This window comes from Pseudomonas sp. Z1-29 (assembly GCF_051131995.1).
GTDB lineage: Bacteria > Pseudomonadota > Gammaproteobacteria > Pseudomonadales > Pseudomonadaceae > Aquipseudomonas.
Genome location: NZ_CP071645.1, coordinates 1732817 through 1755716, shown reverse-complemented (window position 1 = coordinate 1755716; position 22900 = coordinate 1732817). Strand labels below are relative to the sequence as shown.

Here is a 22900-nt window from a genome sequence, read left to right as displayed (position 1 = left end):
GAGAGAGCACGCAAGCGCACTCCCCCGCTAAAACTCATCCGGCTATTACTGAAGCAGCTTCAGTACAGCGGATGGCAGTTGGTTGGCCTGGGCCAGAACCGAGGTAGACGCTTGCTGCAGAGTCTGCTGCTTGGTCAGTTGTGCAGTTTCAGCAGCGAAGTCGGTATCTTGTACGCGACCCAGTGCAGCACTGGCGTTTTCGTTGATGTTCTGCAGGTTGGAGATGGTGCTGGTCATACGGTTTTGTGCAGCACCGAGGTCAGCACGGCTGGCGTTGATCTTGGCCAGAGCAGCGTCGATCTTGGTCAGCGCGTTGTTCATCGAAGCTTCAGCGGTAGCCGAATCAGTACCGGTGATCTGAACGGTGGCGGAGTCAACCGACAGGGAAGCTGCGTCGAAGCCGCTGTCCAGGGTCAGGGTGATCTGGTTGTCAGCACCGGTGTTGGAACCAACCTGGAAGGTCATGGTGCCAGCGGTACCGTCAATCAGGTTCTTGCCGTTCAGGTTGGTAGACTTGGCGATACGGGTCAATTCGTTCGACATCTGAGCAAATTCTTTGTTCAGAGCTTCACGGTCAGCAGTACCGTTGGAGTCGTTACGGGACTGAACAGCCAGCTCACGCATACGCTGCAGAATGTTCGTGGATTCCTGCATCGCGCCTTCAGCGGTCTGAGCGATGGAGATACCATCGTTGGCGTTCTTGATCGCAACAGTCTGACCGCGGATTTGCGAGGTCATACGAGTGGAGATCTGCAGGCCGGCGGCGTCATCTTTGGCGCTGTTGATTTTCAGGCCGGAAGACAGGCGGGTCATCGAAGTGGAGAGAGCATCGGAAGCCTTGTTCAGGTTCTTCTGAACATTCAACGATGTGACGTTAGTGTTTACTGTTAAAGCCATGACGAATTCCTCGTTGGTTGGGTACTGCGGCTTCCGGCCCTGGCAACCGCCGGGTGTGGCCTAGAGAACCTTCGTAATAGTTATCGTCGTAATTGGAACTTGCTTTAGCAGAATTTTCAAAAATTTTGCCATCAGGGTGCCACCCCTCATAAATCAAGGACTTGGCCGCTGCTGGAGGGTGGAAAAATGACGTCAGGGAAACGCCGGTGACGGAGCCGAAGGCGGAGGACAGCGTTGAGTGGAGCGAAAGAGGTTATTTCGGCCGACCGGCGGTCAACAGTTGGGCCCATTCATACTCAAGATAATCGGCCAACGAAATCCAGTTCTGCGCCTGCTGATCAACCAGCATCAAGGCAAGCAGCCTGTTCCACGACGCAGGGACGTCGCCTGGCATCAATTCGACTAAAGGCTGCGCCGATTCGATCAGCGCGACCATCGCCAGCCCCGCCTCGACATCTCGTCCAAGGCGAAACAGACGCGCGCACTCACGGGCATCATCGATCACTACCTGTAGCTCGGTCATTGCACATATTCCGGATCAAAATCGGTGCCCACAATCAACGCTCCGTCTCGACTGCTGTTATAGAACCGCACCTGGGGATGCCTGGCGATAAAACGCTCCAGCTCACAGAGGTAGCTGCGGAAGTTGAGCTGGGTCTTGACTCGTCGGCCATGCCCATCAAGCACCCAGTGCCTGGACGCCTTTAACTGCGGCCCCAAGTCGCCATCGCCCCATCCTGCATGGGTCTTGTCGTTGGGAAAGGCAAAATCAGCACCAAAAAGCGTGATGTGCGCAGCGCCCATTTGCACCGCCAGATCAACCGCCGGATGAATCACGCTTCCGCCTACATGGAGTTCGGCCCGGTGCAGTTGCTCACGCATCTGGCGATAGACCGGGCTGGAGGAGTAAGCGACGTAGCGAGGCCCTTGCCACGCCTCAATCACCAAGGGGTCGGCCATCGGCAGATAAACCAGCGCGATGCCGTCGGTGTTTTCAGAGGGAAGATGACGCGCCGAGATACGCTGGTCGATGCTGACCACGATGTCGGGACGAATGCCGTGATCGATCAACGGCCGGTATGCCGTATCGACACAAATCAACAATGGTCGCTGGGCTTGCTCGCTCAGGTGACGCAGTCTTTCGAAATGCTGCTCAAGGCTGGGGCCGGTGGCCACGACAAGCGCCTTACGGCCCTTGAATGCGCCGAACAGCTCGACGACATCCCGATCCTCGCTCGCGAGACTGAAGGTCGATTGCAGGCGTTCAACAATCTCAGGGGACTGTGGATCGAACTCCCGATTGGTGAAAGCCAGATGGATTTCACTGATCAATCGATCACGAATCTTGGCATTGTAATCGTCGGCTAGCACCAGCTCGGCGGGCAGTGCAAAAAATGGCAACTGGATTTCCGCCAGGTCACCGGCATGAAGCAATACCACTCTCGGGTCGCACAGCCATGGCGATTGATCCAGCACCTGCAACACCAGGGCAAACACCGAACCATTGAGAATATGCACACACAACCTTTCGAGCCCCGCTCGCTCCAGCAAGCGGTTCTGCAGATCGCCCAGCCCGGTGCCGTATACATGCACCACGGGAGCGTCCAGCGGAAGCGTGGCGGCTTGCAGGTCGGCCTCGGCAAGACGGTCGTGTCGACTGGTCAGTTGAATGCCATTGACACTCAGTGTCGACCCAAGACCCTCTACAAGATCAGCCTGCAATTCACTGACATCCTCAAGCAACAGACGCTCGGCCAAGGCCGGCCAACGATGCTGGATCACCTGGAGGTTGCGTTCAAAGTACTCGCTCATGGCGTCTCGCTTTTGCGTCAGGCAAAAAAATAGCGTTCAAGGTTACACCTTGGACGCTATTTTTGTGCCTGGGTTTTATGGGCTCACGGGCGATAGATGATCGCCGAACCCCATGACAGACCTACGCCGAAGCCACTCAACGCCACACGCTTCCATTCGGAGTTGAGCACGTGTCTCTCCAACAGCAGTGGAATGCTCGACGACACGGTGTTGCCGGTCTCGACCATGTCCTTAATGAACTTTTCCGGCTCGCCTTCGAAACGACGCGCCACGGCGTCGACAATCGCGGCGCTGCCCTGATGGATACAGAACGCATCAATGTCACTGGGTCGCAGGTCGGAGTCGGCGAGCAACTCGTGCAGATGTGCCGGCACCTTGAGCAAGGCGAAGTTGAACACCTGGCGACCGTTCATGAAGAATACGCCATCGCTAACCTTCAGGTGCGGCGCACCGGAACCGTCGGTGCCGAACTTGGCCTTGCCCAATTGCCACGGCGCATTTTCGCCCATCCACGTAGCGGTGGCGGCGTCGCCGAACAGCATCGTAGTGTTGCGGTCTTCCGGATCGACAATCTTCGAGTAAGGGTCGGCAGTCACCAGCAGGCCGTTCTTCAGGCCGGCGGCTTCCATGAAACCCTTGATGGCGTAGATACCGTAGACATAACCCGAGCAACCCAGGGAGATGTCGAACGCTGCCACACTGGTGGGCAGGCCGAGTTTGTCCTGGACGATTGCCGAGGTGTGGGGCAAGCCTTCTTCGTCACCGTTCTGGGTGACGACAATCAGCACGTCAATGGATTCGCGCTTCAGATCGGGATTATTGGCAAACAGCGCATTAGCTGCTTCGACGCACAGATCGGAGGTTTCCTGCCCGTCATCCTTGCGTGGCAAGAAGGCGGAACCAATCTTGCCAAGGATGAATTCTTCATCCTTTTCAAATTTTGCACCTTGTGCGTAATTGTCCACGCCGGCTACAGGAACGTAGCTCGCAATGCTCTTTATGCCAATCATTACGGCTTCCCAATCAAAAACAGCCCAATACCACCGCTCGCAAGGAATCGAGGGGCGCCGACAAATGGGAAGTGTAAAGGGCTATCACTGGTCCTGATAAGGCCCAGGCGCCATCTTCCCGGTCAATACAATACAGTGAAGATGCGCGTTATGACTCGCAGGTCACGCTAAATGCTGAATAGGCCCCATCAAAAAGCTATTCAACTAACAACCAGGACAGCGGAGTGCCACGCTTGATAGCCTGCCGAGCGCGACGGCCCATCAATGAATCCTGGTGTTTGGGCGCGAGTCCAAGGCCCGGGCGGATGGCACGGACGTTCTGCGACGTAAACGCTTCGCCGGGGGCCATGTCTTGCGTTACGTACAACGAACGACGGTAGACCAAAGATTTGCGCTCGGCCTCGGTCACGCCGTAAAGCACCTGCCCCATGGCCTGCCAGGCACGCTCGGTTTCGATCACCAGCGCTGCCAATTCTGCAGGTTCCAGGGAAAAACTGGCATCCACCCCGCCAGCGGCGCGATCAAGGGTGAAATGTTTTTCAACGACAGTCGCCCCTATCGCCACCGCAGCAACGGACACGCCGACTCCCATGGAGTGATCCGACAAGCCCACCTCGCAACCAAACAACTCCCGCAGATGGGGGATGGTGCGCACGTTGCTGTTGGCTGGTGTGGCGGGATACGTACTGGTGCATTTGAGCAACACCAGATCCTTGCAACCGGCCTCGCGGGCGGCACGCACGGTTTCATCGAGCTCAGCGATGCTCGCCATGCCGGTGGAAATGATCAGCGGTTTGCCCGTCGCAGCGACCCGACGAATCAGCGGCACGTCCGTGTTTTCAAAACTGGCGATCTTATAGGCGGGCACGTCCAGGCTTTCGAGGAAATCCACAGCGGTCTCGTCGAACGGCGTCGAGAACGCGAGCATGCCCAGCGCCTTGGCCCGGGCGAAAATCGGAGCGTGCCATTCCCAGGGCGTATGGGCCTTTTCGTACAAGTCATAGAGCGATGTACCCGCCCAAAGGCTGCTGGGGTCCTTGATGAAGAATTCCCCTTCGCTCAGATCCAGCGTCATGGTATCGGCAGTGTAGGTCTGCAGCTTCAAAGCGTGAGCGCCGGCATGGGCGGCGGCTTCGACGATCTGCAAGGCCACTTCCAGGGATTGGTTATGGTTGCCGCTCATCTCCGCAATGATGAAAGGCGGCGCGTCAGCCCCGATACTGCGCTGACCGATCTTGAAACTACTCATGAGGATGATCCTTCAATACGCGCGTGAACACGCATGTGCCTTGACTGAAACCGGCTTGGCGGAACAGGTCCAGAGACGCTTGGTTAGCGGGCAGAACCTGAGCGGTAAAGCGGCTCAATTGCGGCCAGTGGACGGTAGCAAACGCCTCACCATGGGCCAGCAATGCCCTGCCCCACCCCAGCCCCAGGCGGTTCTCGAATAAATAGATCGATACCAGCGCTTCGCTGCCTTGCAGGTCATAACGCAATACGCCGACAGGTCCGTCGGACGCATCGCCAACCAGCAATAAACGCTGTGGATTGACCAGGCTGCCTTGCAGCCATTGGCAATGGCGATCCCAGTCGACGGGTGAACGATCCAGCGATACACGGCGCACGGCGTCGGCATTACGCCCCTCGAAAAGCAGATGGGTGTCAGCTTGCGTGGCCGGTCGAACCTGCAGCAACGCGCCGGCCATGGCTACAGCGACCCTGGATGCGCCCAAGCCATCGACCAACTGCAGGGAACGCTGGGCCAAACTTTGGCGCAACCCTTGGTTGCCGACGAGGAACCCGATGGCTTGGCGCAACTGCTCCATCGTAACGTCCTCTTTGGGTCCCAGATAAACATGAGCCCCGAATGTCGCCATCACCTCGCTGTTGGCCTGCTGATTGTTCGATACCGCGATACAAATCGTGGGCAACCCCATGGCGGCCCGCTCCCAACTGGTTCCACCACCGGCACCAATGAACAGGTCGGCCTCCAGCATGAGCCGATGAAAATGACTGACGAAACTGTGCAATCGCCAATGGGGACGACTCGCCGCCATCCGTTGCATGCGAGCCCACGCCGGGTTATCCGCACCGGCAACAAAATCCACTTCCAGCTCAGGGTAATCCGCCAGCGCCAGCATTGCGTGATGAGTTTGCATCGCCGCATCAAAACCGCCGAAATTGACAAGCACGCGCCTGACCTTCGGTTTTATCTCGATCGCCCCGCAACGAAACTCATCGCGCAACAACGCGTAACGCGGTCCCAGCAGCGTACGGCAATGCTCGGGCAGCAACCCTTCATACGCAGCTTGGGTACCGGACAGATTCTGATTAAGCAGGAGGTCGACGCTATAAGTCCGGGTCGCCAGGTCATCCACCGCCATGATCCTTGGCGCAAGGCGCCGGGCAGCGGTCTGCCAATGATGATCCAGACCATAGTGGTCAACGATGATCCAGTCGAAACCGGGCCTATCGGCCAGCGCCTGCTCCAACGCCTCGATATCCGCTTGCCAGGGCAACAATGACTCGATGGACTGTTGCGGATCTTCTCCGGGATAAAAGTCCGGCAGGGAGAACGTCTCGAAGCCCTCGGCCTCCAAGGCGTGCAGACGATGCCCGATGAGCAACCGACAGGCGAACGCGACGTGCGCGCCCTGCCCGCGCAGGACTCGCGCCAAGGTCAGGCAACGGGCGATGTGCCCGCTGCCGATGCTGGGTGAAGCGTCGGCGCGGATCAGCACTCTCATTGCAATTCACCGCCTGCTTTCAAAGCGGCGTAGAGATACTCGGCGCGCTTCCAGTCTTCGGCTGTATCGATGTCTTGCACCAGATGACGAGGCAGCACTACCGGCAGGCTTTTCGGCGAAAACAATGCATCGCCACGCAACCAGGCGTCCCGGCGCCCCCAATAGAATTGGCCAGCATCCTGAAAAGCTTCGGCCAGGTCCTGGGAGCGGGTGTCGCGAAATTGCGGGTACAGAGGCGTCAACGCGCCCTGTTCGTCCAGTGTCAACGCACGTTGCACCGGAAAGCCAAAACCGGTCACGGAAAACGCGAACGACTTCTCGGGATGCTCGCGCAGTAAGTCAAAACCTTCACGTAGAAACCGCGGTTGCAACAAGGGGGCGGTGGCATAAATGCAACAGACAAAGTCGAACGAACGCGCACGCAATTCATTCAGGGCATGGACAATCACCGTCGCCGTTCCGGTGAAATCATCCGCTAACGCTGCCGGTCGCAGGAATGGCACCTGCGCACCGTGAGCCTTCGCCACTTCGGCGATTTCTTCGTCATCGGTGCTGATGAACACCGCGTCGAACAACGTCGACTCCAGCGCCGTGCGAATCGAGCGAACAACCATCGGCACGCCATCGAATGGCTTGAGGTTCTTGCGGGGAATGCGCTTGCTGCCGCCACGGGCAGGAATGATCGCGATTGCGCTCACGCGTCGTTACTCCTCAAGCAATCGTTTCAGTTGCCCAACCACATAGTCCTGCTGTTCGTCGCTGAGGGAAGGAAACATCGGTAGGCTGATGGCCTCGGCGTAATAACGTTCAGCCTGTGGATAATCACCTTGGGCAAATCCCAGATCGCGGTAATACGGTTGCAAATGGACCGGTATGTAATGCAGGTTCACGCCGATCTTGGCCGCGCGCAAGCCTTCGAAAACCTGACGATGACTGAGGGAAATCTCATCAAGTCGCAAGCGCACCACATACAAATGCCAGGCCGATTCGGCGTCGGCTTGCACGCCGGGCAAGGTCAGCGGCGAACCACCCAGCAACTGATTATAGCGCGCCGCCAAACCACGACGCCGGGCGACAAACCCATCGAGCTTGTCCAACTGGGAAAGCCCCAGGGCAGCTTGAAGATCCGTGATACGGTAATTGAAACCCAGCTCCACCTGCTGATAGTACCAGGGCCCATGGCTGGGCTCGCTCATCTGCGCGGCGTCACGGGTCATCCCATGGCTGCGCAGACGTTGCAGGCGCTGCGCCAGCTCCGGGCGATTGGTCAGGACCATCCCGCCTTCAGCGCTGGTAATGATTTTCACCGGATGGAAACTGAACACCGTCATGTCCGCGAATTCGCCACACCCCACTGGCCTGTCGGCATAAGACGCGCCCACGGCATGAGAGGCGTCCTCAATGACCGTGAAGCCGTATCGCTCGGACAGGCGAAAGATCTCACGCATGTCACAGCTTTGCCCGGAGAAGGCTACCGCCACCAAGACTTTTGGCAGGGTCCCGTCACACTCGGCCCTGTCGAGTTTTATGGCCAAGGCAACGGCATCGAGATTCCAGGTCAGCGGATCGATATCGACGAAATCCACCTGCGCGCCGCAATAACGGCCGCAATTGGCTGAGGCCAGAAAAGTGTTTGGCGTGGTCCACAAGCGATCCCCAGGCCCAAGCCCCGCAGCCAGGCAAGCGATGTGCAGCGCGGCGGTCGCGTTGCACACCGCCACGGCATAACCGGCCTGGCAGCGACGGGCCATGGCCTGTTCAAAACGTTCAATCGCCGGCCCTTGCGTCAGCCAATCGGACTGCAACACGGCGACGACGGCATCGATGTCAGCCTGATCGAGGCTTTGCCGACCGTAGGGAATCATACCGATAGCCGGGCGTGCAGATCGGCGATCTGTTCCACCGACAAAAAGTGAGGATTGGTGTCAGAGCGATACTCGAAGTCCTCCGCGACGGGGGTGCCTCGTTCGCCCAGGTTGTCCACAGCGAAATCCACATCCACGTTGGTGAAGCGAATCGACGGCTGGATTGTGTAATGGTCTGTGAACTCGATCGTCATGCGTGCATCATCCAGCGGCACCATCAACTCATGTAGTTTTTCACCGGGGCGTATGCCCACGTTCTTGCGCGGCAAATGTCCAGCCATGCCCGACGCCAAATCGATGATGCGAATCGATGGAATCTTCGGCACGAACACTTCGCCGCCGTGCATGCGGGCGAAGCTGTCCAGCACGAATTGCACACCGTGATCGAGGGTGATCCAGAAGCGAGTCATACGTTCATCGGTAATTGGCAGCTCCGTCGCGCCCTCGGCGATGAGCTTGCTGAAGAACGGCACCACCGACCCCCGGGAGCCGGCAACATTGCCATAGCGCACGACGGCGAACCGGGTCTGCTGTTCACCCGCGATATTGTTGGCCGCCACGAACAATTTGTCCGACAGCAACTTGGTCGCGCCATACAGGTTGATTGGGCTGGCCGCTTTGTCAGTGGACAGTGCAACGACTTTATTCACACCGTTCTCGATCGCCGCTGCGATGATATTTTCTGCGCCATTGACGTTGGTGCGAATGCATTCGGTGGGATTGTATTCAGCCGCGGGCACTTGTTTGAGCGCTGCTGCATGCACCACATAATCAATCCCGCGCATGGCCTGGCGCAGACGATCGGCGTCACGCACGTCTCCCAGGAAATAACGCATGCAGGGAGCATTGAAGGTTTGTTGCATCTCGTACTGCTTGAGCTCATCGCGGGAAAACACCACCACGCGCTTGGGCTGGTACTGCTCCAGCAACCGGCGGATGAAATTACGCCCGAACGAGCCGGTGCCGCCTGAGATGAAGATCGATTTACCGTTGAACATACCTTGAGTCCTTTGCCTGATTACCAGGCCTATGCGAGCAACCTTGCCCAATCCACTGCCGCAGCGGTGCCCAGCGCAAAGCCGGTTCCGGTCAAGGCCAGGTTTGGGTTACGCACCGCGTCATGGCTGAAGCGCGCCTCCCACTTGTTGCGCAAGACCTTGGTCGCCTCCGGTGCATCAGGGAACGTACCGGAGTGCAGCATTTGGGCCTGGGGAGTCCAGACGGTGAGATAACCCGCATCCGCCGCTTTCAGGCACAGGTCGACGTCGGCAAACGCTTCACCGAAATGTTCCTCGTCCAGGCCGCCAACGGCTTCGAACAAGTCTTTGCGGATCATCAGGCACGCGCCGGACACCGCCGAGTAGTTCTGTTCCGCCTGATGGCCGTTTAGATAGCCCTTGGCGTCCTTGCGTTCGCCAACGAACACCGAGGCCACCCTCCCATCGGGCTTCAGTACCAGCCCTGCCTGGGTAGTGATACCACGGTTATCCATTTGCTTACTGCCGACAATCCCCACCTCGGGCCGCTGGGCCTGATTGAGCAGGCTGTCGAGCCAGTTGGCATTGATCACCTGCACTTCGGCCGACAATAGCACCAGATACTCGCCCTTGGCTTGCGAGCTCGCCCAGTTGTACAGAGCCGACGCACTGAGGCGACTGTCGCTGCGCAGAACGCGGATCCGCTCGCCCTTGCCTTCCAGGCTATCGAGCCACTGAGCCAGTTCCTCGGATCGGCTGTGGTTATCGGCAACCAATATTTCGTGCCGATGGTAGCGGGTGCGTTGCAGCACGCTGACCAGCGCCTGCTGTACCTGCTCGAAATTGTCTCGACTTTCGAGAATGATCGACACCAGTGGCCGCTCGGCATGCTGGTAATCGATCTGGTATGTCAGCGGTAGCGCCGAGATGACCTGGGCGCGATAGCCGCGGGCGGCCAGGTGGCGCGTCAGTACCTGACGCTCCTGGGGCTTTTCCTCTTCCGGCGGGGCGTCGCAGATCAGCAACGGCTCGGCCAGGTGCGCCAGGCCGGCCAGCCCTGCGTCTTCAATCAGGCGCAACAGCAGATCCTGCTCCAGGGCCTGGGTGTATTCGGGCGTGAATCCTCGGGCCTGGGCCAGCACTTGGCGATTAATCAGCCAATGCCGCGCCATCAGCGAAGGCACCGATTGCAGGAAATCGAGATTGACGCCAGGGCGGAACACATCGATGAGGCTGCCATCAGCCTTACGCTGGATTTCATCCATGGCCACCGCGCGAACGCCGTCGGCATCGATCAGCTCGAGGCTCGCGCGCAACAGGCCACTCGGGGTGAACTGGTCACCGGCCTCGGCAAGCACCATCCAGTCAGCAGTCGATTGCCCGATGATCTGATTGACGCGCTCAACATAATTGGAGGTGCTGACTTTGACGAAGTGCACGGTGTCGCGCACGGTGGTGGTCGCCGGCAGGTCGCCGGTGGTGAAGACCACCACGTTGAACGCCTTGCAGTGGCCATTGACCAGACTGTCGAAGGTGGCCTGTAGCTTGAACATGTCAGCGTCCAGGTCCAGCAGCAGAATGCCAAAGCGCGGTCCGCCCTGATGCTCGACCAGATGGGCTGCAATGGATGTGAGCTGTTGGGCGTTGGGGCTGCGTGCTTCAAGCCAGCTCAACAGACGGCCGGAGTGCATGTTATCCAGCAACCGGCGATCCTGCTGGCCCGGCACCGAATCCAGCCGCTCGGCCCAGGCCTGCAATTTCACCGCTTCGTCTGGTTCGTCGCTGTTTTTCAACGACTCGGCCAGGCGCTTGACCACTGTGCGGTTGAATGCGTAAAGGCCCTGGGCCTCCCATAACCGGCTGCGTATCGTGCGCTCGTTGTCGTTAGGTTGCAGCCGCATCAGTTCATGCTGACGCAGCAGGATGCCTTCCAACTGCTGAAGCTGAAGGCGACCGGCCGGCATTGCATGCAGCAGGAACTCAAATTGAGTGAGCAGGTCGAAGACCCGCTGATTGTAGAACGGCATTTCGACAAATTGCTGTGGGCCAAACGAACGGACCGGCTCGCCCCCCGCCTCCAGCCATGTCGAGCGGATGATCTGCGTGCCTTTGAGTGAGCGCCCCTGCACCAGGCAGTCAGCCATGGCCGCGAAGCTGTCCAGGGCAATCTGCTTGACGCGCCCCGGCGCCTGCTCGCGCAGAGGCGTAGGGAGAGACGCCAGGAACTCGGCGAACTGCTCACGCTCGGCGACGCTTTTGGCGTCTTTGTAACTCAGCACCGTCAGCACGTTGGTGTTGTGTTCGGAACCGCCGTAGTTGAGTTCGCGGACGGCGAACGGAATCGGCAGGATCCGTGCCTTGGCGCAAGCCAACAGGTAAAAAGTATGGCCAATTTCCTGCCACTCGAAACTGGTCCCTGGCGGCAGCATGCCATACCACTGTTGCAGCAGGTCGGTACGGGTCACGGCGTAGAACGGCGGCAGGAACTGATCCATGAAGCGGATCACCCGGTCCTCGGCCAGTTCGCTGTCGTAGTCCTCATGCACTTTGCGGTCACGACGGAAGTAACAGACTTCTGTCGCGCAGGACAGATACATGATTCCGTAGCCGTGACAGAGGCCGTAATCCGGATTGGCTTCGAGAAACTCCACCGACTCGGTCAAGGCATCGTGCAGCAGGAAGTCATCGTCGGCAGCGAACACCATGTAGGGCGTCTTGACCTGATTGACGCCATATACCAGCTTGTCCTGCAGCCCCTTGTAAGTGAACTGGGGCAGGTGGCGGTAATCGACCGACGGAAATTCCCGGGCAATCTGTTCATCCCGTTCCACTGATGAATCCAGCACCAGAATCGAACACGGATAGCTGCTGTAATAATGCAACGTACGGTGCAGGAATGCGCTGCGGTTGTGGGAGATGACCACCACGGTGAACCGCTCGTTCAGCGGTGCCACCTTGTTTTGAATCGTATTTCGAACCTGCATATTTCCTAGTCCCCACAACCTGCCAGACGCCAATGACTTGAAACGGATGAATCAACGAACCCGGCGCAGATAGCCATCCGGTGCGACAGTGATCAGCAGCTTGTTCTGCAGTTGCTGATCGATTTCGAAGTCACCGTTTTCTTCAAGGTATTTCCATACTGCGGTTTTCGGATTGTCGCCCGGGCCCCATGGGCGATCCGGGAAGAAGTCAGCCGGCATGTCTTCCACCACCGTGTCCATCACTACGCAATAACTGCCCACCGAAACCAACGGCGCATACAGGCGCAGCTCTTCCAGCACATGGTCATGGGTATGGTTGGAATCGAGCACCAGGATGACCTTCTTGCCTTTGGCCGCTGCATGGACCTGCTCGGCGATGGCCGGATCGATGCTCGAACCTTCGATCATCGAGATGCGCTTGCTCATCGGGTGGCTCTCGATGGCTTCGCGGTTATGAGGACGGATATCCAGGTCAATGCCTAGCACTTCTCCATGGCCCTGCAGCTCCAGCAACGAGGCGTAATAAATGATCGAACCGCCGTGAGCGATGCCACATTCGATGATCAGGTCAGGCTTGATCTGCCAGATCAACTCCTGCATCGCCATCATGTCCTGGGGCAACTGGATGATCGGCCGGCCCATCCAGGAAAAATGGTAGCTGTACTTATGGCGCGCCGATTCGTTGAAAAACTCCTTGGCCAAGCCGACGAGTTTCTGGTCTTGGCCTTGACCGGCGATTTCGGTCTGGCATTGGGCTTCGAAAGCTTTATGGATAGTGTTGTCGGTCATGTTCGAATCTCGCGGTTATTGGAACGAAGCGCTGTCAACGGCATGGTAGACGTAGCGCCCACCGGTCATCCGTTTGATCTCTTCGAGGTAATTGGAATTCATTACGAACAGATTGGCGCCTTCGGGCAAGGTGTCCATCGCCTCTTGGGGGGAAGACACTCGCACGCCACTCAGCGGCAAGTAGCGCCCCTGCTTGGCCGGATTGATATCCACCACGCGATCCACTGCAACGCCCGCGCGTTGCAGCGCCAATGAATAAATCACGCCTTTGGAGGACGCGCCCCAGATCGCCGAACCTCGCTCAGGCGCGCCCCGAATGATCTGCACGGCACGGTTGAGGCTGGCGGTGAAGTTTTCCGGCAGCATCAGCGGCTGTGGTGCCTTGGCGGGCGTGCTGCGCAAAGTGGAAAGATCGGCAACGATGAAAAGGTATTGGCCGCCGAACAAATGTCCTGCCTCGTGCACCGTCCCGAACATTGCACGCAAATCGGCAAGACGGAAGTAATTCACATGCTCGTAGAACACGTCGAACCAGGCGTTGTGCTGAATAATCCAGTCGAAACACGGCACTTCGATATAAATCTGTCCGCCCTGGTTGGCAGCGGCGAGCTCGGCCAGAAAACCCACCGGATTAGTGATGTGCTCCAGTACATGGCGCAACACGATGGCGTCAGCCTCCACCCCCAATTCCCGACTGAAGGGCGCCTTGATCACATCAGGGTTGTCACCTTCATAGGAAGGATCGATCCCGGTGATGGAGTAGCCCAGGCCTCGCAGCATTTCGAGGAAATAACCTTTGCCACAACCAACTTCAATGAGGCTTTTGTCTGTGAAATGTTGCGCCAGAATCGCTTCGACGTCATTCAGGTGCTGTTGAAACTGCACTGAGTACGCCTGCTCGTTTTGATAGTCGACGTCATAACTGAGTTTGCTGGCGTCGAATGCCTGATTGAAGATCAGACCGCTCTGGCTGTCCTGCACCAGCACGATATCCGCGCTGGCCGATGCCTGAGCCTGTTCGGCAGTGGCAAATGTACGGTTCTGTAAGATCGGCAGTCCGCTCGCCCGATACAGTTCATGCTGCATGTTCTTCTCTCCTGAGCTGCGAAATCCGCTGCGCATCGCCCCAAAACGCCATGGGCTCATGACCCGAATACCCATAGTGGCCCAGGTTCAAGGCGATCGCCGACTGGCGCTCACGCACTCGCTGTTCCACCAGCGCCCGCACCGACACCGGATGGCCACTGCAACAGTTGATCACCCCATCGACATCGCGCCGGGTTATTAGCGAGGCCAATTGAGAAGCGGCTTGTTCGATCTCCAGGTAATCACGCAATTGGTCGCCCGCCGACATGTTGAACTGCGCATCACCTTCGTCGATCGCCCGATCGAGACTGGCCAACAGACTGTTAGGATTCTGTCCCGGGCCGTGCAAATAAAACAGGCGAGCCCACTGCAACGTAAATGCACGTTCTCGCTGTAAGGCTTCAAGGAACCGATGCAAAGTATGCTTCGCCAGGCCATACGGCGTGCAGGGCTGTGCGATCACCGCCTCGCTCAATGGGCCACTTTGCAGTCCGTACTCGAAACAGGTACCGGTGACCAGAACATGGCTGACGCCGGCCTCGATCACGCGCTTGAGAAACGCGTAGTCCAAAGGCAAGGTTCGCTCGAAATGGAACAGCGCCTGATAGTTCGGCAGGCCAGGCCAAGCCAGATGAGCGATGGCATCGACTCCGTCGGTCAGCGCGCCCACATCCAGGTCCGGTGCATGGACGTCTGCTGTGCAAAACTCCACATCGTCAAACCACGGCATGGCACGCGCGCTTTCGACGTTTCGACCTGAAGCTCGAACGTTGAAGCCTTTGGCGAGTAAAGCACTGACCAGATGCCGACCGACAAAGCCGGTGGCTCCCGTGACCAGTACGGTCGAGGAGTGTCCCATTACAGCTGAACTCCACTGAAATCTTTGTCCAGCAACGGATGACTCGCATCTTTGGCCGACAGATTTTTAACCGGCAGCGGCCAGGAGATGGACAGTGCAGGGTCAATGACCGAGAGGCCGGCTTCATGATCCGGCGCGTAGTCAGCATCGGTTAGATACAACACTTCAGCGTCATCGGTCAGGGCTTGGAAACCATGGGCGAAACCGGCAGGAATCAGCAAACTACGTCCGTCATCGGCTCGCAGGTCCTCGGCATGCCACTGCAGGTAGGTTGGGGATTGCGGCCGCAAATCGACCACCACGTCCCATACCGCGCCCCGTACGCAAGTAATCAACTTGGACTCCGCGTATCCGGCCTTTTGGTAGTGCAGGCCGCGCACGCTACCTTTTTCGACCGTACGTGAATGATTGATCTGGCGAATAGCGAACGGTCTCCCCTGAAGCGTGAGGCGGGACTGACAGAACAACCGGGCAAATCGCCCCCGATCATCGCAGAAGACTTTTTGCCGGATCAGATACAAACCTTCCAGCGCTAACGCCTGAAGGGTGAAATCAGTCATAACCGCCCCCTGTAGAGATTCAATTGATTCAGCGTGATCGCACGCATGTCATCGCCGTTCTGCCAGGCCAGGTGCCAACCGAGGGTCTGGGCCAGGCACTGCTGCAACGACCAACGCGGCTGCCAGCCCAGCAATTGCCGGGCACGGCTGCTGTCCAGACGCAGCAGGCCTGCCTCATGCAGATCACTCGGTTCGATGCGCAAGCCAGGCGCTTGTGGCCAGCGCTCGGCCAGCAACTGGACGACATCACCGACACTGCACATGTCCGCTTCGCCGGGACCGAAGTTCCAGGCACCGGCAAATTCCGACCCCTGCTCATAGAGGGCAGCGGCCAACTGCAGATAACCGGCCAATGGCTCCAAGGCGTGTTGCCACGGGCGCACGGCGTGGGGATAACGCAGCGTCACCGGTTCGTCCGCCGACCAGGCCTTGAGCACGTCCGGAATCAGCCGCTCAGGGGCGAAATCGCCCCCACCCAATACGTTGCCAGCCCGCGCCGTGGCCAGAGCCAGGCCATGTTCGGCGTAACGATCGGCGGAGAAAAACGAGGCGGCATAAGACTGCGCCAGCAACTCGCAGCAGGCCTTGCTGCTGCTGTAAGGATCGTGGCCGCCCAGGGCTTCGTTTTCGCGGTAGGGCCACAGCCATTCCTGATTGGCGTAGACCTTGTCGGTAGTGACCATGACACAGGCGCGCACGCCACCAATCTGACGGATCGCTTCGAGCAGGTTAAGGGTGCCCATGACATTGCTGGAATAGGTACCCAACGGATCGCGATACGCCTCACGTACCAGCGGTTGGGCTGCCAGGTGCAGGACAATCTGCGGTTGCACGTCAGCCAGCACTTCGAGCAAGGCACCGAGGTCGCGCAAGTCGCCGCGTCGGTCATCGATGCCCTCGCCCACGCGGGCCAGTTCGTACAGGTTCGGCTGGGTGGCCGGGTCAAGGGAAAAACCACTGACCTTGGCCCCCAGGCTCTGCAGCCACAGCGTCAGCCAACTGCCCTTGAAGCCGGTATGGCCGGTGACGAGTACGCGCTTGCCACGCCAGAATTCGGGATTCAAGACCATTGTTTCCATGGGGCCTCGCCGCTTTGCCACAAGGCTTCGAGGTGGTTTTTATCCCGCAGGGTGTCCATTGGATGCCAGAACCCATCGTGCTGGAACGCCTGGAGCTGCTGCTCGGTCGCCAGAGCCGCCAGCGGTTCGGCTTCCCAGGACGTCTGGTCATCGGCGATAAAAGGCAAGACCTTTGGCGAGAGCACAAAAAAACCCCCGTTGATCCAGCCGCCGTCACCCCGGGGTTTTTCGGTGAAACCCAGAACGCTATCGCCGTCGCGCTCCAACGCACCGTAACGCCCAGGGGGCTGGACGGCCGTCACGGTGGCAAGCTTGCCATGGGACAAATGAAAATCCACGAGCGCGCCAATATTCAGGTCCGACACGCCATCACCATAGGTAAAACAAAACGCCTCTTCGTCTTCCAGGTAACGCGCCGCCCGACGCAGACGCCCGCCGGTCATGGTGTCCTCGCCGGTGTCGATCAGGGTCACGCGCCACGGCTCGCTGTAATTCTGGTGGACGTCCATGCGGTTGTTGCACATGTCGAAAGTGACGTCGGAGGTATGCAGGAAATAGTTGGCGAAGAAGTCCTTGATGGCGTAGCCCTTGTAGCCCAGGCAGATCACGAAGTCATGGATTCCATGAGCAGAGTACTGCTTCATGATGTGCCAAAGAATTGGCTTGCCGCCGATTTCGATCATCGGCTTGGGCTTGAGGTGCGACTCCTCGCTGATCCGCGTGCCGAGCCCACCTGCCAAGATAACTGCCTTCATCGTCTCCCCTCTTGTTCATCACCGGGCTCGGCCAAGCGTTGTTTTGCTTGCGGGCGCCGGGATTACACCTTCGATGCCGATCCGGGCGCTGCGACGGGGCCGCGAGCGCTCGTTTTATGGCGATATGAGGGGGACTTGCAGGAAACGCGCCAGATCGAAAGGCGGAGTTTTCGGGGGTAGAAGTCAGAAAGAGCACCGAGCCCTGCTTTTGTGGCGAGGGGATTTACCCGTCCCACCTATCAATCCGGTAACCATCCCCACAACCAATGCTGCAAATTATCGGCACTGAGCATGAAGTCACGAAGCACTGCTTCGCGCAGTTCATCGCCCATCCGATAACTGGCGTCAGGGTCGGCCAAGTGCATGCGGATCGCCGCGATCCACTCCTCGGTGCTGTTGCTGCGCACTTTGGTACAGGGCAGGAAACCGTCGTAGGCCTTGGTGTCGGTGCAGATTACCGGGTAGCCGCAGGCGCCGTACTCCAGCAAGCGCAGGTTGCTCTTGCAGTCGTTGAAGATGTGAAACTCCAGCGGCGCCAGTGCCAGGTCGAGGTTCAGACTGGCCAATTTGAACGGGTAGGTATTCAGGCCGACCGAACCGTGAAATTCATGAATGTAGGGGCGCAATACCTCAGGGCACATGCCGAAGAACACCCATTCCACTTCATTGGCCAGCTCGCGGACCACGTCGGCGATGATCTCCAGGTCGCCGCTGTGGCTGGTGCCACCGCCCCAGCCAACCCGAGGCCTGGAAGACGTGCTGCGGCGGCTGGTCAACCGGGCCCACGGCTCGGGTTGCAGCATGTTGGGCACCACGCGTATCTCGCTGTGCATACTGGACAGGGCATCGGCCAATGGTTGAGTGGTCACCACCACGCGATCACAGAGCCCGATGCCCTCGCGCAACATCTGCTCGGTATTGGCCGGCTTGTTGCGGGCATGGGTATTTTTCTTGGGTGCGCTGACGATGTAGTCGTCGAGCTCGAAAATTCGCAAAGCATTGGAATACTTCTTCATCCGCAGGATGTCGCCAGCGGAACCCTCGCTGTAGCGTCCCTGCAAAACGATAGTGTCTGGAGACAATCGCTCGATATCAACAGTGGAAGGCGACTCGTAGGCTACCCGGGCAATGACCCGTCCAGCCGCTTCCAGCTCGGCCAACGGGGCAGTGACACGATAGTGGCCCACCGCGGTTGCATTGACCGGCAGACCAAGCACCAGCGGCAAGGCACGAGTGCAGAACGGGTTCCAGTTGTTACGCAGCGAAGGTTCGAGGCTGAAACTGGAAACCCCCAGGCTCAAGGAAGGACTATAGGCCGGGTCTCGGGCGATCTGGGGCAACCACTTGCGATAGAATATTTCGCGCTCGCGCTCCAACCGTGTTGTTTCTTCAGGCTGACCCGATGACGGCGGAGCAACCTGCATGACGCTGGCATAAGGCGTCCAGACCACCAGGTAGCCATCCTTGCCCGCACGCAAGCACAAGTCGACATCGCTGAGGCCCAGCGTAAAAGTCGCATCATCCAGACCTCCAAGGTCTTCGAACACTTGCTTGCGCACCATCAGGCAATCGCTGCTGACCGAACTCCAGTTCTGGGTGACATGCAAGCGCTGCATGTAGCCTCGGGATGCTGCCGTCTCACCCTGAAACGGTGTGCCCACCGGCCCGGCCAACCCAAGAATCTGTCCGCCACCGGCAATCGTGCCCTGGGGACTGAGTATTCTCGCTCCGACCACCGCGACTTCAGGCCGCTGGGCATGATTGAGCATTTCGTCCAGCCAATCAATTTCACCCATGACGATTTGTGGGCTGAGCAACAACAGGTACTCGCCTCGGGCCTGGCTCGCAGCGAAGTTGTGCACCGCCGCATCGCTATCCTCGCCAGCGTAACGCAGCACCCGCAACATGCTCGCGCCCAGCTGTGACATGTTTGCCAGCCAGTCAAGCATGGCCGGAGCCTGGACGCCGCTGTCCACAATCAGAATTTCGTAATGGGTGTAGGCGGTGCGCTCGATCAGGCTTTCGGTGCAGCGCTGCAATACTGCAAGCGAATCACCGGTGCGCAGGATGACCGATACGAGCGGGCGTGTGCTGTGTCGATAGTCGATGCGATTGATCAATGGCAACGTGTCCTGGCGAATCTCATGCACCATGCCAATACGGTCAAGGTGCGCGCTAACCATCGCGGCATTATTCTCAATGACCTCGGGCCAGGACAACCATTGGGCAAAGGTGAGGACGGACTCCACCTGAATTTCGGCGATGTGCTCGATAATCTGCGGACCGGCTTCTTCCACCAGGCGCCAGAGCAGATCATGAGGTGCCAGCTCACCACGTGCCGGATCGAAACCGCCTAGGGCCATGAAACGCTCACGCTCAAAGGCCAGGGTTCGGCCGACGTAGGGATAGGCGCGCATCAGGTCCAGGTTGAAGTCAGGTTTGAACACGGGCTCGCATGATTCTGCATCCATCAGCGCTCCTTCGTCGCTATAGACGCAAAGAACCCCTTGTATCCCTGCCACGCGTTCGGCCAGGATTAACAATGCTGAATCACGGAGGGTATCGCCAGCGCGCAGCAGGTAGAACCAATGTGCGCCCTCCAACTGCGGAACAATGGCATTGAGTTGCCGTGCCCAGTCGGCCTGATAGGGCAGCTGCAGTACACGGTCATTGACCTCGCAATGGGCATCGGACAATACCACCACGGCGTGCGCCGGATAGAGCTGGCCATCAATGCCGCGTAGCGTCGCCATCAACGCCACACTGTCCCCAACGCTGTCGATGACAATGAGTACGATGTTCGGACGCGACGGCCAACTGTCGATGCGCGCAGGCATGGTGCGCTGTTCGACCTCGCTGAACCGGCGGATCGACAGCCATTCGCGATAGAACTCGGCGTAGCTTTCACTCTGCGCCCCCACTCGGCCATTGACCACGGTGTTGCGATTGCCCAGCACCCGGGTCACACACAGTTCCTGCCAGGCGTGAGGTTGATCGGTGACACTGCTCAGATCCACATAGCGCACCCAGCCCGAGGCGGGCGCCGCCTCGCCGTTTCGCACGGCGAGCATCTGTGCCAACCACTCCCACTCCACCTTCGCCGCCTTGAGCATTTCCGGAGTCTTGCTCAGCCGCCCGGGATACAGACGCTCGACACTCAGGACCGTCCCCTGGGCGACCAGATTACCGCGGCGCATCAAACAGACGAACAAGGCAAAGTCGAGCGTGGCAACGAATCCAGCACCCTCCTGGACCAGGGCCGGCAACAGTTCCAGTACATCGGCCCGACGCATCAGGGTCGAACTGAAATTGCCGATGAAGTTGGTCGGTGTTTTCTCGAAAATCGCCAGCATGTCGTCGCCCTTGAGCAGGGCGTCATTTGGCGCGAAGCGGCAATTTTCGATGCGCGGCGGCAAAATAAAGTTTCCCGCATCGCACAACAATCGCAGGGCAAATACCACGCTGACGTCCGCATGATCCATCAGTACCTGAGCCTGCATTGCAATGCTCGGCGCAAACAGTCGATCGTCATCGCACAACACCTTGATGAATTCGCCCTGCGCCTCTTCGACACAGCGCAACAGGTTGCCTTGGAGCCCCAATCGTTGCGGGTTTTTCAGATAACGGACGGGATGGGCCGGCTGTGTAAAAGATCCAACGATGTGGCGAATTTCATCGCCAGGCGAATCGTCGCAAATAATGATTTCAATATTTTCGTAGGTCTGGGCCAAGGCACTGAGCAGTGCCTGGTCGAAAAACCGAGGGTTGTAGGCAGGGATAACGATACTGACGAGGGGAAGTAGCTTCACGGTTAAAACTCTCGAGCGGCGGGCTCCGGCCTTTTCAGGTCGGAGCCCCGAAACCGCTTAAAAAAGACGGTTGGCGGCTCGGTCGATACCGGCTCAGATCTTGTTGAACAGACCCAACTGCGCGATTTTGCTGAAGGCCAGTTGCGAGGCTTGCAGCATGGTGCTTTGCATCGTCAGGCGAATCAATACTTCGGCTGAATCGGAATCACGAATCGACGATTGGGTCTGGCTGTTGGCCAGGACCAGACTCTGGTTGGTGCCGCTTTGGGTATCCAGCGACTGACCCCGACCGCCGACCGAACTCCGGGCACTGGAGAGTTGATCGGTGCCGCTCGTCAGGTTGCCGATACCGGAAGCCAACGAAGCCTGAAGTTTCTGTACCTCGAGAGGGTCACCATTGGTAGGGGTGTTCAACGCCTTCTTCAACTGGCTCACGGTGTCCAGGATATTCTGGGTTTCGTGGGTGTTGATTGCGACGCTGAACTGATCGTCCGCGGCGGGCGCGCCGTTCAAGGTGAAGCTGACGCCCGAAGCTGTTGCCACGTTACCGGCGAGGGTACCGCTGGAAACCGGCCGGCTGTCAGCGGTCAGCGGCGCGGCATAAAGTTCGAAATCGGTAGCGCTGGTGAACTTCAGCACTGCCGAACCGGTAGGGAAACTGGCGTGGTACGCCACCGGGTCGGTGATCTCACTGCCGGTGATCTGCACCGCTGTCGGGTTGCCGGGGCTGCGTGTCGGAACAAAGGTGTCCGGCTTGGCAGCCAGCGTGAAGGTGCGCCCTGGCAACACCGTGGCGGGGTCGTCACCCGTTTGCAGATTGATGTTCAGGGTCAGCTCCACGCCACGGAAATTGACTGCCTGACCACTCTTGCTGGCAGGGTCGAAACTGCCGCCCTGGCTGGCTTCCGCCGTCACGTCATTACCGAGCGAGTCGGTGATTTTCAGCTGCGTACCGCTGACGAATTCCACGGTGTACGGCTCGCCGCTGCGAAACTTGCTGTTGTAGCTGACACTGGACGACACCTGGCCGTCGGACAGCACGACACGACCGTCATTGACTGCCGGCGCGGTCATGGTGACCTGGCTGCGGCTGGTATTGACGGCTTGCTGGAACACTTCCCAGCCGGTGCTGTTGGTGGCCATGGACATGGTATCGCCGATCGGCAGGTCGAGGGTGACCTGATCACCGTTATAGCTGTAGGTGCCATCGTCGTTGCGGGTGAACGGGATGGTGTCGCCCTTGGACCCGGCGAATATGTACTTGCCGTTTTCGTCCTTGGAGTTCATCAGGCTCAGCAACTGCTCTTCGATCTGGCCCAGCTCCGAGGCAGTGGCTTGACGGTCAGCATCGGTGTAGCCGGCGTTACCGGCACTCACGGACAGTTCCCTGGCGCGCTGCAGCACGTTACCAATGCTCTCCATGACCGCTTCAGTAGTGCCCAGGGTCGCCCTGATGGTCTTGGTGTTGGTTTCGTACTGGTCGAGCAACGCCGCCTGGGTACCCAACTGCAGCAGACGCGAAGCGCCCACCGGATCATCGGCCGCGGTGTTCACGCGAACCTGGCTTGAGCTCTCTTCCATGGTCTTGAGGACTTTTGCGAAGTTCTTCTGATAGTTCGCAGCCGAGGTGTCATAAAACTGATTGGTGGAAATTCGCATGGGCTACGACTC

The 22900-nt window shown here is 58.7% G+C and carries 18 protein-coding genes; all 18 read right to left on the bottom strand.

Features of this window, described 5'->3' with window-relative positions; translation table 11 throughout:
- Nucleotides 1-45: 45 nt before the first annotated feature.
- Complete coding sequence (locus J3P84_RS08165) at nucleotides 46-897, bottom strand: flagellin domain-containing protein (protein WP_434629220.1); 852 nt, start codon at nucleotides 895-897, stop codon at nucleotides 46-48.
- Nucleotides 898-1150: 253 nt separating this feature from the next.
- A complete protein-coding gene (locus tag J3P84_RS08160) occupies nucleotides 1151-1420 on the bottom strand; it encodes a hypothetical protein (RefSeq protein ID WP_434629218.1) in 270 nt (89 codons plus the stop codon).
- Entirely contained in the window at nucleotides 1417-2709 is a 1293-nt protein-coding gene (locus J3P84_RS08155) for a motility associated factor glycosyltransferase family protein (protein WP_434629216.1), read from the bottom strand. The genes J3P84_RS08160 and J3P84_RS08155 overlap by 4 nt, the downstream gene beginning before the upstream one ends.
- Nucleotides 2710-2792: 83 nt before the next feature.
- The gene (locus J3P84_RS08150) at nucleotides 2793-3719 is read right to left on the bottom strand and encodes a ketoacyl-ACP synthase III (protein ID WP_434629214.1); all 927 of its coding nucleotides are present in this window, start codon (nucleotides 3717-3719) and stop codon (nucleotides 2793-2795) included.
- A 196-nt stretch (nucleotides 3720-3915) separates the two neighbouring features.
- The gene (pseI, locus tag J3P84_RS08145) at nucleotides 3916-4968 is read right to left on the bottom strand and encodes a pseudaminic acid synthase (protein WP_434629212.1); all 1053 of its coding nucleotides are present in this window, start codon (nucleotides 4966-4968) and stop codon (nucleotides 3916-3918) included.
- The gene (gene pseG, locus J3P84_RS08140; RefSeq protein ID WP_434629210.1) at nucleotides 4961-6466 is read right to left on the bottom strand and encodes a UDP-2,4-diacetamido-2,4,6-trideoxy-beta-L-altropyranose hydrolase; all 1506 of its coding nucleotides are present in this window, start codon (nucleotides 6464-6466) and stop codon (nucleotides 4961-4963) included. The genes pseI and pseG overlap by 8 nt, the downstream gene beginning before the upstream one ends.
- Nucleotides 6463-7164 carry a pseudaminic acid cytidylyltransferase gene (gene pseF / locus J3P84_RS08135; RefSeq protein ID WP_434629208.1) on the bottom strand — a complete coding sequence of 234 codons (702 nt, stop codon included), beginning with the start codon at nucleotides 7162-7164 and terminating at the stop codon, nucleotides 6463-6465. Before pseF ends, pseG begins: the two co-directional genes overlap by 4 nt.
- Nucleotides 7165-7170: 6 nt before the next feature.
- Nucleotides 7171-8331, bottom strand: a complete 1161-nt coding sequence (gene pseC, locus J3P84_RS08130) for a UDP-4-amino-4,6-dideoxy-N-acetyl-beta-L-altrosamine transaminase (protein ID WP_434629206.1) — start codon at nucleotides 8329-8331, stop codon at nucleotides 7171-7173.
- On the bottom strand, nucleotides 8328-9329 hold the full coding sequence (gene pseB, locus J3P84_RS08125; protein WP_434629204.1) for a UDP-N-acetylglucosamine 4,6-dehydratase (inverting): 1002 nt from the start codon (nucleotides 9327-9329) through the stop codon (nucleotides 8328-8330). Before pseB ends, pseC begins: the two co-directional genes overlap by 4 nt.
- 29 nt (nucleotides 9330-9358) lie before the next feature.
- Nucleotides 9359-12292, bottom strand: a complete 2934-nt coding sequence (locus J3P84_RS08120; RefSeq protein ID WP_434629202.1) for a TIGR00180 family glycosyltransferase — start codon at nucleotides 12290-12292, stop codon at nucleotides 9359-9361.
- A 51-nt stretch (nucleotides 12293-12343) separates the two neighbouring features.
- The gene (locus J3P84_RS08115; RefSeq protein WP_434629200.1) at nucleotides 12344-13081 is read right to left on the bottom strand and encodes a cephalosporin hydroxylase family protein; all 738 of its coding nucleotides are present in this window, start codon (nucleotides 13079-13081) and stop codon (nucleotides 12344-12346) included.
- A 15-nt stretch (nucleotides 13082-13096) separates the two neighbouring features.
- Complete coding sequence (locus tag J3P84_RS08110) at nucleotides 13097-14167, bottom strand: class I SAM-dependent methyltransferase (RefSeq protein ID WP_434631207.1); 1071 nt, start codon at nucleotides 14165-14167, stop codon at nucleotides 13097-13099.
- Nucleotides 14157-15026, bottom strand: a complete 870-nt coding sequence (locus J3P84_RS08105; protein WP_434629198.1) for an NAD-dependent epimerase/dehydratase family protein — start codon at nucleotides 15024-15026, stop codon at nucleotides 14157-14159. Before J3P84_RS08105 ends, J3P84_RS08110 begins: the two co-directional genes overlap by 11 nt.
- On the bottom strand, nucleotides 15026-15586 hold the full coding sequence (gene rfbC / locus J3P84_RS08100) for a dTDP-4-dehydrorhamnose 3,5-epimerase (protein ID WP_434629196.1): 561 nt from the start codon (nucleotides 15584-15586) through the stop codon (nucleotides 15026-15028). The genes J3P84_RS08105 and rfbC overlap by 1 nt, the downstream gene beginning before the upstream one ends.
- Nucleotides 15583-16656, bottom strand: coding sequence for a CDP-glucose 4,6-dehydratase (gene rfbG / locus J3P84_RS08095; RefSeq protein ID WP_434631204.1), 1074 nt, complete (start codon nucleotides 16654-16656; stop codon nucleotides 15583-15585). The genes rfbC and rfbG overlap by 4 nt, the downstream gene beginning before the upstream one ends.
- Entirely contained in the window at nucleotides 16647-17420 is a 774-nt protein-coding gene (rfbF, locus tag J3P84_RS08090; RefSeq protein ID WP_434629194.1) for a glucose-1-phosphate cytidylyltransferase, read from the bottom strand. Before rfbF ends, rfbG begins: the two co-directional genes overlap by 10 nt.
- Before the next feature lie 239 nt (nucleotides 17421-17659).
- On the bottom strand, nucleotides 17660-21229 hold the full coding sequence (locus J3P84_RS08085; RefSeq protein WP_434629192.1) for a glycosyltransferase: 3570 nt from the start codon (nucleotides 21227-21229) through the stop codon (nucleotides 17660-17662).
- A gap of 93 nt (nucleotides 21230-21322) precedes the next feature.
- Nucleotides 21323-22888 (bottom strand): flagellar hook-associated protein 3, encoded by a 1566-nt coding sequence (locus J3P84_RS08080; protein WP_434629190.1) that lies wholly within the window; start codon nucleotides 22886-22888, stop codon nucleotides 21323-21325.
- Between the last annotated feature and the right edge of the window lie 12 nt (nucleotides 22889-22900).